Here is an 11,512-nt window from a genome sequence, read left to right as displayed (position 1 = left end):
CGGCCGCACGCCCGGCGCTGCCGCGCCGGATCGAGGCCAGCAATGGCGACGCCAAGGTGCGCCTGCTGGTGGACCAGTGGGGGCAGGGCGCCCCATGAGTGCCGGGCACGATGACGCGGGCTGGTCCTGGTGGCCGGCCCCGGCCAAGCTGAACCTGTTCCTGCACATCACCGGCCGCCGCGCCGACGGCTACCACGAGCTGCAGACCGTGTTCCGCCTGCTGGACTGGGGCGATCGCATTGGCCTGCGCCTGCGTGAAGACGGCCAGGTGCGCCGTGAGGGCGAGGGTTTGGCCGGCGTTGCCGAGGCGGATGATCTGGCGGTGCGTGCCGCGCGCCTGCTCCAGGAAGCGGCAAAGGTCGAGCAAGGTGCAGACATCATCGTCGAAAAGCACGTTCCCGCTGGGGGTGGGTTTGGCGGGGGGTCGTCCGACGCGGCCACGGCGCTGGTGGTGCTGAACCGGCTGTGGCGGGCGGGTCTGGATGAAGAGGCTTTGGCGGCGCTGGGCCTGCGCCTGGGCGCAGATGTGCCGGTATTCGTGCGCGGGCGCAACGCCTGGGCCGAAGGCGTGGGCGAGCGCCTGCAGCCGATCACTCTGGCTCCGGCCTGGTACGTGCTGGTCGAACCGGGCGTTCATGTTCCTACGCCAGCACTGTTTGCAGACCCGGATTTGACGCGCGACAGCCCAGTGGCGAAAATAGAGGACTTCGCTTCCGGGACCTTGGTCGGGAACGCGTTCGAACCGGTGCTGCGCCGCCGTGAGCCTGCCGTCGAGGCAGCGTTCGCCGCGTTGAGCGACATCGGCACGGCGCGGCTGACCGGTTCGGGAAGTGGTTGTTTCGTCGAGTTCGCATCGCAGTCTGCCGCAGAGCAGGGACGGTCGAAGTTGCCGAAGGAGTTGCGGGCAAGGGTGGCAGCGGGCGTAGCGCGTTCGCCACTGCTGGATGCACTCGAGCAACACTGATTTATCACTGCAGGGGCGTCGCCAAGAGGCCCAAGGCACCAGGTTTTGATCCTGGCATTCGTAGGTTCGAATCCTACCGCCCCTGCCAATAGCGGCTGTGTCCGCGCCTTCCAGCGCATCGCCCGCGCGGGACGTGGAAACAACCGCGGTGTTGTCAGCAGCAAGGGTCCATCGGGGTCCTTGCCGACTCCGGATCCCCGCCACTCGTCCCCGCCCGAGACAATCATGATGCAAGAGTCCCCGAACCTGCTGGTCTTTTCCGGCAACGCCAACAAACGTCTGGCGCAGAACATCTGCAAGGAACTGGGGGTTCGCCCGGGCAAGGCGCTGGTCTCGCACTTCTCCGATGGCGAAGTGCAGGTGGAGATCGAAGAGAACGTCCGCAAGCAGGACGTGTTCGTGATCCAGCCGACCTGCGCGCCGAGCGCGGAAAACCTGATGGAGCTGCTGGTGCTGATCGACGCGCTCAAGCGCGCATCGGTGGCCAGTGTCACCGCCGTGGTGCCGTATTTCGGCTACTCGCGCCAGGATCGCCGCATGCGCTCCTCGCGCGTGCCGATCACCGCCAAGCTGGCGGCCAAGATGTTCAGCACCGCGGGCGCTGATCGCGTGCTGACCGTCGACCTGCACGCCGACCAGATCCAGGGCTTCTTCGATATTCCGGTGGACAACGTGTATGCGTCCCCGCTGCTGCTGGCCGACATCTGGCGCGCCTACGGCACCGAGAACCTGATCGTTGTGTCGCCGGACGTGGGCGGCGTGGTCCGTGCCCGTGCGGTGGCCAAGCGCCTGGATGACGCCGATCTGGCGATCATCGACAAGCGCCGCCCGCGCGCCAACGTCTCCACCGTGATGAACATCATCGGTGACGTCGAAGGCAAGACCTGCGTGATGGTCGATGACATCGTCGACACCGCCGGCACCCTGTGCGCCGCTGCCGCTGCCCTGAAGGCGCGCGGTGCGCTCAAGGTCGCCGCCTACTGCACCCACGCGGTGCTGTCGGGCCCGGCGGTGGACAACATCACCAATTCCCAGCTCGACGAGCTGGTGGTGACCGACACCATCCCGCTGAAGGACGCCGCGCGAGTGTGCAGCAAGATCCGCCAGCTGAGCGTGGCGGAAATGCTGGCCGAAACGATGCGCCGCATCGCCTTCGGTGAGTCGGTCAGCTCGCTGTACGTCGACTGAGTTTTCGCCCCTGCCGGCAACGGCGGGGCATACCCCGGGTGCTTCTGGTCGCGGAAGCATCTTCAACCGCCACGCCGCAGGGCGCGGCAACAACCTGAGTAGTCGAAAATGTCGAAGACCCATGAAATCAAGGTCACCAAGCGTGAACTGCAGCGTAAGGGTGCGAGCCGCCGCCTGCGTCACGCCGGTGTGATCCCGGCCATCGTGTACGGCGGCAACGCCGAGCCGGTCGCCATCAGCCTGGACCACAACGAAATCTGGCTGGCCCAGCAGAACGAGTGGTTCTATGCCTCGATCCTGGACCTGAACCTGGATGGTCAGGTGCAGAAGGTCCTGCTGCGTGACATGCAGCGCCACCCGTACAAGCAGCTGATCATGCACCTGGACTTCCAGCGCGTGAACGAGAACGAAGCCCTGACCGCTTCGGTCCCGCTGCACTTCGTCAACGAAGACACCTCGCCGGCCGGCAAGGCTGCCGACGTCGTGGTCACCCACGAACTGAAGGAAGTGACCATCACCTGCCTGCCGAAGGACCTGCCGGAGTCGATCGAAGTCGACCTGGGTGAGCTGAAGGCCGGTGACGTGGTGTACCTGTCCGACATCAAGCTGCCGAAGGGCGTGGAAATCCCGGCCCTGGCGCTGGGCAAGGACCACGACGACGCCATCGTCACCGCCAAGGCCGGCAAGGCCGACGCGGCCGACGAAGAAGCGGCTGCCGCCGAGTAATACCGCTACGGTGCCTGCCTGCGGGCAGGCACCGTACTGGAAGGAACCATGGCAGGACTGCGACTGATCGTCGGTCTGGGCAACCCCGGATCGGAACACGCCCGGACCCGGCACAATGCCGGGTTTCATTTCGTTGAGGCCCTGGCGGAGAAAGCCGGTGCGCGATGGAATGTGGACAGCAAGCTGTTCGGTGAGACCGCCAAGGTCGAGATCGCCGGGCAGACGGTGTGGCTCCTCAAGCCCGCCACCTTCATGAACCTCAGCGGCAAGTCGGTCACCGCCGCGCAGCGGTTCTGGAAGATCGAGCCGGAGGAAACCCTGCTGGCCCACGACGAACTGGACCTGCCGCCCGGCGCGGCACGGCTGAAGTTCGACGGTGGCCACGGCGGTCAGAACGGCCTGCGCGACACCATCCGCCTGCTCGGCCATGGCAAGTTCCATCGCCTGCGCGTGGGCATTGGCCACCCCGGCCACAAGGACCGCGTGGTGGGTTGGGTGCTCGGCCGCCCGTCGAAGGAAGATGACGTGCTGATCGCGCGCGCCATCGACGATGCGATCGACGTGCTGCCGCTGGCGGTGCAGGGCGATTTCAACGAAGCGATGAAGCGCCTGCACACCCCGAAATAACCGGTAGGTACCGACCGTTGGCCGGTACGGAGTCAACCAGGCCGGTAGGTACCGACCGTTGGTCGGTACGGAGTCAACCAGGTCGGTAGGTACCGACCGTTGGTCGGTACGGAGTCAACCGGGTCGGTAGGTACCGACCGTTGGTCGGTACGGAGAATGATTGGAAAAGCAGCGCCCACGTCGCTGTTTCCCCAATCACTTTCACCCCAGAGAGCTGTCACCCATGGGTATCAAATGCGGCATCGTCGGCCTGCCCAACGTCGGCAAGTCGACCCTGTTCAATGCGCTGACCAAGGCGGGCATCGCCGCGGCGAACTTCCCGTTCTGCACCATCGAGCCGAACGTCGGCATCGTGCCGGTGCCGGACCCGCGCCTGAACGAGCTGGCGGGCATCATCAACCCGCAGAAGGTCATCCCGACCGCGGTCGAGTTCGTCGACATCGCCGGTCTGGTCGCCGGTGCCGCCAGCGGTGAAGGCCTGGGCAACAAGTTCCTGGCGCACATCCGCGAAGTCGATGCGATCACCCACGTGGTGCGCTGCTTCGAGCACGGCGACATCGTGCACGTGGCCGGCAAGGTCGACCCCATCTCGGACATCGAAACCATCGACACCGAACTGGCGCTGGCCGACCTGGACAGCGTAGAGAAGGCACTGAACCGTGCCGAGCGCGCGGCCAAGGGCGGCGACAAGGATGCAGCGGCGCGCAAGCCGGTGCTGGCCAAGCTGCAGGCGGCACTGTCCGACGGCAAGGCTGGTCGTTCGGTCGGCCTGGATGATGAAGAAAAGGCGCTGGTACGCGACCTGTTCCTGCTGACCCTGAAGCCGGTGATGTACATCGCCAACGTGCTGGAAGACGGCTTCGAGAACAACCCGCACCTGGAAGCCGTGCGCGCGCACGCCGCCGCCGAGGGCGCGCAGGTGGTGCCGGTGTCGGCCGCGATCGAAGAAGAGCTGTCCCAGCTCGACGATGAAGACCGCGACACCTTCCTGGCCGACCTGGGCCTGAGCGAGCCGGGCCTGAACCGCGTGATCAACGCGGCCTACAGCCTGCTGGGCCTGCAGACCTATTTCACCGCAGGCGTGAAGGAAGTCCGTGCGTGGACGGTGCGCAAGGGTGCCACCGCCCCGCAGGCTGCCGCGGTCATCCACACAGATTTCGAGAAGGGCTTCATCCGCGCCGAAACCATCGCGTATGACGACTTCATCAAGTACAAGGGCGAAGCCGGCGCCAAGGAAGCCGGTCGCCTGCGCTTGGAAGGCAAGGAATACCGCGTGCAGGAAGGCGACATCCTGCACTTCCGCTTCAACGTCTGATCCAGCGGCATCGGATCGACCCCGGACGCCCCGCCTCGTGCGGGGCGTTCGCGTTTCTGAATATGGATAAAAAATCACCACGCTGCGAAACGCTTGCGGCGTGATGTTCGCCGGCACTTGTCCACAGCAAACTCCCATCGCTTTCCACGCCGCATGTGGAAAACCGGCGAAGCCGATGTAGAGCCGAGCCCATGCTCGGCTGATGCCAGCCGGAGCCGAGCGTGGGCTCGGCTCTACAAGGGGCTCGCCCGCGCGACCTGGACAGATTTTCACCACGCTTCGAAACGCCTGCGCTGCAATGCTCGCACCCACTTGTCCACACCAAGTTCCCATCGCTTTCCACGCGTGGTGTGGAAAACAACGGGAGGCGTGGATAAAAAATAACCACGCCCGGAAATGCCTGCATCGCAACGCTCGAACCCACTTGTCCACATCAAGTTCCCATCACTCTCCACGCATTGTGTGGAAAACCCCGGTGGCCCGCTCTGATAGCCGCCCACCTTGGTGGGCGCGCGGCGAGACAGTGCCCGCCAAGGTGGGCATCTACCAGAGCGCAAATGACAAGGCCCGCCAATGGCGGGCCTTGTCGTCCACGTCCTGCAAGGCGGCGCGCCTTACAGCGCGGTGCCGCCAAACTTGTGGGTGTACTGCAGGTTGATGGTGCGGCCGACGCTGTCGAACCAGGACACGTCGTAGTACGGGTACGCGGTATACGTGGTGTCCTTCGGCGGCATCTTGTTGAACACATTGACCACCGACAGCGACAGGCGCGAGTGGTCGTCGAAGCGGTACTGCACCGAGGCGTTGTAGCGGTAGGTCGCCTTCACGTACGGGCTGTCGCCGCTGTCCCAGTCGAACGACTGGTCGTAGCTGTCCGAAGTTGGCAGCTTGCCCAGGCGCGAGCCATAGACCGTCGCCGACCACGCGTCCTTCTCCCAGGTCACGCTCAGGCTGGTCTTGGTACGCGGGATGTCGAATCCGCTGTTGACCGCGAACTGGTCCAGTGTCGGGTCACCGGGGTAGCGCTGGAAATCGTGCTTCTTCACCCAGGTGTGGGTGCCGTTGAGGATGAAATCGCCGATGCCGGTCTGCATGCGGTAGCGCAGGCCGACGTCGATACCGGAGGTCGATTCGCGGGCGACGTTGATCGGAGCGACGCGCACGCCGTAAAGGCGGCCATCACCGGTGCGGGTGATGCGGTCGAGCGCGTCCACGCAGGTCGGCGAGTTGATGTCGGCAGTACCCAGGCGGCAGTTGGCTTCGTTGGCCAGGAGCGTGCGAACGTCCATGTCCTGCACCTGCTTGCGCATGTCGATGTCAAACCAGTCCACGGACAGGTCCAGGCCGATCGCCGGCGACCAGACGAAGCCTGCACTCCACGAGGTGCTGGTTTCCGGGTCGAGCTGGCGGCTGCCGGTGCGGCTGCGGATCAGGTTGCGCTCGTAGTCGGAACAGTCGCTAGCGCCATCGGCGCGGCAGCTGTACAGGTCTTCGGCGGTGGTCTCGTCGTTGCCCGGTCCGGCGAACACGTAGTGCAGGTCCGGCGCGCGGAACGCGGTGCCATACGAACCGCGCACCAGCAGCGTGTCGATCGGGCGCCATTCCAGACCGCCGCTCCAGGTCGCCTTGCCGATGGTGTGGCCGGAATAGCGGTACTGGTCGTAGCGGCCGGCCACGCTCAGGTTGACCGTCTCGTGCAGCGGCATGCGCAGCTCGGCGGCGGTCGCCCAGCGGTTGCGCGAGCCCTGACCGTCCGAATCCTTCCAGCTGTAGTAGTAGTACTGGGTGGCCAGCGGATCGGGATTCAGCGCATAGGCCTGCTGGCCCACTTCCACGGTCGCGGCGAACCCGGCATCACCGCCCGGCAGGCCGAACAGCGCGGAATTGGTCAGCGTGAACGCAGCCGTCTCGGTGCGCGACTTCGGGGTGTAGGTGGTGCGCGCTGCGATCGAATCGTACTCGGCGCGGGTCAGCGGCCGGTACAGGCGTGACGGGTCGGCGTTGTAGATCGGGAAACCGTCGTCGTCCACGCCCAGCTGCGGGCCCAGGAACAGGTCATTGGCCTTGGCGGCGATGATCTGCGCCCAGCTGATCCGCGACTGGTACTGCGAATGGCTCAGCGCCGCTTCGTAGTCCCAGTTGCCGGCCAGATTGCCCTTGAAGCCGGTGGTCACGCTGAAGGTCTTCTGCGCGCTGCGTACCATCGCATTGCGCAGGCCCCCCATTTCCTCGGGTGAGAACTGGCGCTGCCAGAACTCGATCTCGCCGGTGGCCTGGTTGTTGAAGTAGCCCGACTCATCGCCATTGGCGTCCATGCGGCCCCACTTGGTGACGTCGCGCATCAGCGACATCGTGTGGTAGCCCAGCTGCACATCGGCGAACCATTGCTGGCCGTTTTCGAAGTCGTAGCTCAGCGAGGCGTAGCCATTGGCGCCGCGGCGCTTGCTGAGGATGGTGCCGTAGCCGATCGAGCTGTCGCTGCCGCAGTAGTAACCGTAGCGCGGGCGGTAGGCGCGGTAGGTGCTGCCCTGGTTCTGCCCGGCCAGCGCTTCGCAGGTGGCCGCGCCCGGATCCAGGTAGTCGTCGTTGTAGTCCGTACGCAGGTAAGCGCGGCGGGCGATGCGCGAGCCCTCGGTGGGGCCGTCCTGGGTCGAATCCTGGATGTCGCGCTCATAGGCCCACAGCGGGGTCTGCGACTGCAGCTCGACGCTGTACACGGCGTTGAAGTTGCCGCGGCTGAAGCCGCTGGCCAGGCTCATGTCGAACGACTCGCCACCGCCTTCGCTGGTGGTGCCCATGCGCATGTCGATCGTGGTGCCGTCGGCCTTTTTCTTCAGGATGAAGTTGACCACGCCGGCGATCGCGTCCGAGCCGTAGATGGCCGAGGCACTGCCGGTCAGCACTTCGATGCGCTCGATCATTCCCAGCGGGATGTTGGAGACGTCGGTGAAGTTGCTGCGGCCCTTGAACGGCATCGGGAAGTCGGCGATGCGGCGGCCGTTGACCAGTACCAGCGTGTGGTTCGAGCCGAGGCCACGCAGGTCCACCTGCTGGGCGCCGGGCGAGAAGTCGGCGCCGCCGGAGGACTGCTGGCTCTGCGTCTCACCGCCGTTCTGGGTCATTGCACGCAGCACGTCCGGCACGCTGGTGAAGCCGCTGGAGCGGATCTGTTCGGCGTTGATCACCGTGATCGGGGCGGGGCCTTCCACCTGGGCGCGCGGAATGCGCGAGCCGGTGACCTGCACCGCGTCCAGCTGTTGCACCGAAGAGGAAGCCGGTGCCTGGGCCGCCGCGGAAGCAGCCACGCCCATCAACGCCAGCTGGATCGACCACGCCATCGCCTGTCTACGCATGAGGAATTCTCGGAAATGAAGCCGGCCCGCAGAGGAGGGGCCCTGTCCCCCATTCAGATTTCCGGAACGGGCGCGCGCATTTAACGCCTTTTTCATGTCCTTGACTACTGGGTCCCTATCTGGCAAAGAGTGGAAACGCTTGCAAGTCGATTTTGTTCAGGGAGATCAAGATGCGACGCCTCCATCGGACCGTGCGTGCCCCCTTCGCCTGGCTGGCGCTGTTGGTCTTGGCCGTGCCGTTGGTCGCCCTTGCGCAGGACCTGCAGGGCCCGGGCTTCGCCTACTACGAAGCCGGCGATCTCGACGCGCCCCGGCCCGGTCCGCGCGCACCGGCCATGATGCTGATGGGCGGTGGCGAATGGGTGCCGGAGGCCTTCCACTGGTGGCTGAAGCAGGCTGGCAATGGCCGCGTGCTGATCCTGCGCGCTTCTGGCAGTGATGAGCTGCAGGACCGCCTGTACCGCGAGATCGGCGGTACCACCGCAGTGCAGACGCTGGTCTTCGACAGCCGCCGCGGCGCCGACGATCCGGCCGTGCTGCGCGTGGTTGCCGCCGCCGATGCCATCTTCATTGCCGGTGGTGACCAGTCGCGCTACATCCGCTTCTGGAAGGGCACTGCGCTCAACCGCGCGCTGAACGCCCATGTGCGCGCCGGCAAGCCGATTGCCGGTACCAGCGCTGGGCTCGCCATCCTCGGTGGCTATGCCTACGGCGCGATGGACGGCGGCAGCATCACCTCCGCCGGTGCGCTGGCCGACCCGATGGGCAGTGCGGTGACCATGGACAGTGGCTTCCTGCAGATGCCCTACCTGCAGCGCGTGGTCACCGACACCCACTTCGACAAGCGCGACCGGCTCGGTCGCCTGATCGTGTTCGTGGCGCGCGCCGCCCAGGACAGTGGCGACCCCGGCATCGTCGGCATCGGCGTCGACGAGGACACCGCCCTGTGCGTGGAGCCCGATGGCCAGGCACAGGTCTACAGTGCTGACGGCGAGGGCAAGGTCTGGGTGGTCAGCCCCGGCCGCGATGCCGACCGCCTGGTCGAAGGTGAGCCGCTGCGCTTCCACGCGGTGCCGGTAACGGTGGTCGCCAGCGGCAGCCGCATGCGCCTGGATGACTTCCAGGCCGAGGCCGACTATCAGGCCGTGGCCGACGTCAGCGATGGCGAGATCGAAGTCATCCGCCAGTGACCCGGCGATCCTGTGACCACGCATGGGATGCTGTAGAGCCGAGCCCGCGCTCGGCTGCTCTTCAATCGAGGCATCAGCCGAGCATGGGCTCGGCTCTACGACGATGCCTCCCTTGCCCACCTGCTGGAGACGTACCCGATGAAACTGCGCCTGGCGCTGTCTATGCTGCTGTCCCTGCCCATGCTTGCCCAGGCCGCACCGGCCGCTTCACCGCTGCTGGTCATCCACGGCGGCGCCGGCGTCGAGCGCAAGGACCTGTCGCCGGCCAAGGAAAAGGCCGCACGTGACGCGCTGCGGGCAGCACTGCTGAAGGGTCATGCGGAACTGGTGGCCGGTCGCCCTGCGCTCGCAGCGGTCACTGCGGCGATCACCGTGCTGGAGGACGATCCCACCTTCAACGCCGGCAAGGGCGCAGTGTTCACCCACGACGGCCGCAACGAGCTGGATGCGGCGGTCATGGATGGCGCGAACCAGGCGGCGGGCGCGGTGGCGGGCGTGCAACGGGTGCGCAACCCGATCCTGCTGGCGCAGACCGTGATGCAGAAATCCCGCCACGTGATGATGGTCGGGCAGGGCGCCGAAGCCTTCGCGGCCGAGCAGGGCATGCCTCTGGTCGATCCCTCCTACTTCCGTACAGAGAAGCGTTGGCAACAGCTGCAGCGCGCCCTCAAGGAAGAGGCCAGTGGCCAGGCACATGCCGACCTGGAGACTGCAAAGCACTTCGGTACCGTTGGTGCGGTCGCATTGGACGCGCAGGGGCATCTGGCCGCCGGCACCTCCACCGGGGGCATGACCAACAAGCGCTACGGCCGGGTCGGTGACTCGCCGATCATCGGTGCCGGCACCTGGGCCGACGCACGCTGCGCGGTGTCCGGCACCGGGTGGGGCGAGTACTACATCCGCACTGCGGCCGCGCACGAGATCTGTGCGCGCATGCGCTACCAGGGGCAGAGCCCGGAGCAGGCCGGCAAGGGCGTGATCAACGAGACGATTCCGCAGATGGGCGGCGACGGCGGTGCGATCGTGCTCGGCGCAGACGGAAAAATGGCCACGCCGTTCAACACCCAGGGCATGTATCGGGGCTGGATCGGTGGCGACGGCGTCCCTCATGTCGCAATTTTCGCCAACGAGACCCTGCCGGTTCCCGGGCAATAACCTTGCGTATCAATGGGTTTGCGACAGCGTGTGAAAAAAATGGAAAAAAGCGTTGACAGCCCCCCGTCCCATCAGCAGAATAAGCGGCTCACCACCACACACCGCAACGCTTCGGCGGCAACGGGTTGGGGTGGTAAGGAGGGATACCCAAGCGGCCAACGGGGGCAGACTGTAAATCTGCTGGCTTACGCCTTCGGTGGTTCGAATCCACCTCCCTCCACCAGTTTCACGTTGTGACATTCCCGGCGCGGGAGTAGTTCAATGGTAGAACCTCAGCCTTCCAAGCTGATGGTGCGGGTTCGATTCCCGTCTCCCGCTCCATTGAATGAACTTTGAATATTATCGAGTTCATGTCATAATGCAAAACTCGGCTCACGTAGCTCAGTCGGTAGAGCACTTCCTTGGTAAGGAAGAGGTCGAAGGTTCGATTCCTTTCGTGAGCACCATCTCAAGCATCACCTCTCAGACGAATTCGAGATAAGCAGCCATGGCCAAGGGTAAGTTCGAGCGCACCAAGCCGCACGTCAATGTCGGCACCATCGGTCACGTCGACCACGGCAAGACCACGCTGACCGCCGCACTGACCAAGATCGGTGCCGAGCGCTTCGGTGGCGAGTTCAAGGACTACTCCTCGATCGACGCCGCTCCGGAAGAAAAGGCGCGTGGCATCACGATCTCGACCGCGCACGTCGAATACGAATCCCCGATCCGTCACTACGCCCACGTTGACTGCCCGGGCCACGCTGACTACGTCAAGAACATGATCACCGGTGCCGCCCAGATGGACGGCGCGATCCTGGTGTGCTCGGCCGCTGATGGCCCGATGCCGCAGACCCGCGAGCACATCCTGCTGTCGCGTCAGGTCGGCGTGCCGTACATCGTCGTGTTCCTGAACAAGGCCGACATGGTTGACGACGCCGAGCTGCTCGAGCTGGTCGAGATGGAAGTGCGTGAGCTGCTGAGCAAGTACGACTTCCCGGGCGACGACACCCCG

General features: G+C 65.4%; 9 protein-coding genes, 4 tRNA genes and 1 pseudogene. 13 read left to right on the top strand and 1 reads right to left on the bottom strand.

Annotated features, from left to right (window positions below; translation table 11 throughout):
* The 7 genes and pseudogenes from O0J15_RS18980 to ychF form a co-directional block, all read left to right on the top strand.
* Positions 1 to 98 (top strand): annotated as a pseudogene (locus tag O0J15_RS18980) (lipoprotein localization factor LolB); the annotation flags it as partial.
* A complete protein-coding gene (ispE, locus tag O0J15_RS18975) occupies positions 95 to 964 on the top strand; it encodes a 4-(cytidine 5'-diphospho)-2-C-methyl-D-erythritol kinase (protein WP_021202247.1) in 870 nt (289 codons plus the stop codon). The pseudogene O0J15_RS18980 and the gene ispE, both read left to right, overlap by 4 nt.
* An 11-nt stretch (positions 965 to 975) precedes the next feature.
* A tRNA-Gln gene (locus O0J15_RS18970) sits at positions 976 to 1,052 on the top strand.
* Between the two features lie 140 nt (positions 1,053 to 1,192).
* Entirely contained in the window at positions 1,193 to 2,152 is a 960-nt protein-coding gene (locus O0J15_RS18965) for a ribose-phosphate diphosphokinase (protein ID WP_005415400.1), read from the top strand.
* Between the two features lie 108 nt (positions 2,153 to 2,260).
* Complete coding sequence (locus O0J15_RS18960; protein WP_005415401.1) at positions 2,261 to 2,878, top strand: 50S ribosomal protein L25/general stress protein Ctc; 618 nt, start codon at positions 2,261 to 2,263, stop codon at positions 2,876 to 2,878.
* A 48-nt stretch (positions 2,879 to 2,926) separates the two neighbouring features.
* Positions 2,927 to 3,505 (top strand): aminoacyl-tRNA hydrolase, encoded by a 579-nt coding sequence (gene pth, locus O0J15_RS18955; protein ID WP_049416981.1) that lies wholly within the window; start codon positions 2,927 to 2,929, stop codon positions 3,503 to 3,505.
* Positions 3,506 to 3,728: 223 nt separating this feature from the next.
* The gene (gene ychF / locus O0J15_RS18950) at positions 3,729 to 4,820 is read left to right on the top strand and encodes a redox-regulated ATPase YchF (RefSeq protein ID WP_057502606.1); all 1,092 of its coding nucleotides are present in this window, start codon (positions 3,729 to 3,731) and stop codon (positions 4,818 to 4,820) included.
* Positions 4,821 to 5,434: 614 nt separating this feature from the next.
* On the opposite strand, the gene O0J15_RS18945 is transcribed toward ychF, so the two are convergent.
* On the bottom strand, positions 5,435 to 8,173 hold the full coding sequence (locus O0J15_RS18945; protein WP_308306113.1) for a TonB-dependent receptor: 2,739 nt from the start codon (positions 8,171 to 8,173) through the stop codon (positions 5,435 to 5,437).
* Between the two features lie 170 nt (positions 8,174 to 8,343).
* Between O0J15_RS18945 and O0J15_RS18940 the strand changes: the two genes are divergently transcribed.
* From O0J15_RS18940 to O0J15_RS18915, 6 genes are all read left to right on the top strand, one after another.
* Positions 8,344 to 9,363 (top strand): cyanophycinase, encoded by a 1,020-nt coding sequence (locus tag O0J15_RS18940; protein WP_164143860.1) that lies wholly within the window; start codon positions 8,344 to 8,346, stop codon positions 9,361 to 9,363.
* 138 nt (positions 9,364 to 9,501) lie between these two features.
* Positions 9,502 to 10,518: an isoaspartyl peptidase/L-asparaginase gene (locus tag O0J15_RS18935; protein ID WP_308306112.1), complete on the top strand. Its 1,017-nt coding sequence runs from the start codon at positions 9,502 to 9,504 to the stop codon at positions 10,516 to 10,518.
* Between the two features lie 137 nt (positions 10,519 to 10,655).
* Positions 10,656 to 10,741 (top strand) — tRNA-Tyr (locus O0J15_RS18930).
* Positions 10,742 to 10,765: 24 nt separating this feature from the next.
* Positions 10,766 to 10,839, top strand: a tRNA-Gly gene (locus O0J15_RS18925).
* 49 nt (positions 10,840 to 10,888) lie between these two features.
* Positions 10,889 to 10,964, top strand: a tRNA-Thr gene (locus tag O0J15_RS18920).
* 41 nt (positions 10,965 to 11,005) lie between these two features.
* Positions 11,006 to 11,512 (top strand): GTP-binding protein (locus O0J15_RS18915; RefSeq protein ID WP_308306111.1); only part of this gene is annotated, 507 nt, incomplete at its 3' end.

It is taken from the genome of Stenotrophomonas sp. Sm10, assembly GCF_030985515.1.
In the GTDB taxonomy this organism is placed as follows: Bacteria; Pseudomonadota; Gammaproteobacteria; order Xanthomonadales; family Xanthomonadaceae; genus Stenotrophomonas; species Stenotrophomonas hibiscicola.
The sequence above is the reverse complement of the archived record's forward strand: the minus strand, read 5'-3'. Positions and strand labels throughout refer to the sequence as shown.

Excerpts from the sequence above, each read along its gene's own strand:
- O0J15_RS18935 (WP_308306112.1), top strand. The coding sequence starts at position 9,502 with ATGAAACTGCGCCTGGCGCTGTCTATGCTGCTGTCCCTGCCCATGCTT.
- O0J15_RS18945 (WP_308306113.1), bottom strand. The coding sequence starts at position 8,173 with ATGCGTAGACAGGCGATGGCGTGGTCGATCCAGCTGGCGTTGATGGGC.
- pth (WP_049416981.1), top strand. The coding sequence starts at position 2,927 with ATGGCAGGACTGCGACTGATCGTCGGTCTGGGCAACCCCGGATCGGAA.
- O0J15_RS18965 (WP_005415400.1), top strand. The coding sequence starts at position 1,193 with ATGCAAGAGTCCCCGAACCTGCTGGTCTTTTCCGGCAACGCCAACAAA.
- ispE (WP_021202247.1), top strand. The coding sequence starts at position 95 with ATGAGTGCCGGGCACGATGACGCGGGCTGGTCCTGGTGGCCGGCCCCG.
- O0J15_RS18940 (WP_164143860.1), top strand. The coding sequence starts at position 8,344 with ATGCGACGCCTCCATCGGACCGTGCGTGCCCCCTTCGCCTGGCTGGCG.
- ychF (WP_057502606.1), top strand. The coding sequence starts at position 3,729 with ATGGGTATCAAATGCGGCATCGTCGGCCTGCCCAACGTCGGCAAGTCG.
- O0J15_RS18960 (WP_005415401.1), top strand. The coding sequence starts at position 2,261 with ATGTCGAAGACCCATGAAATCAAGGTCACCAAGCGTGAACTGCAGCGT.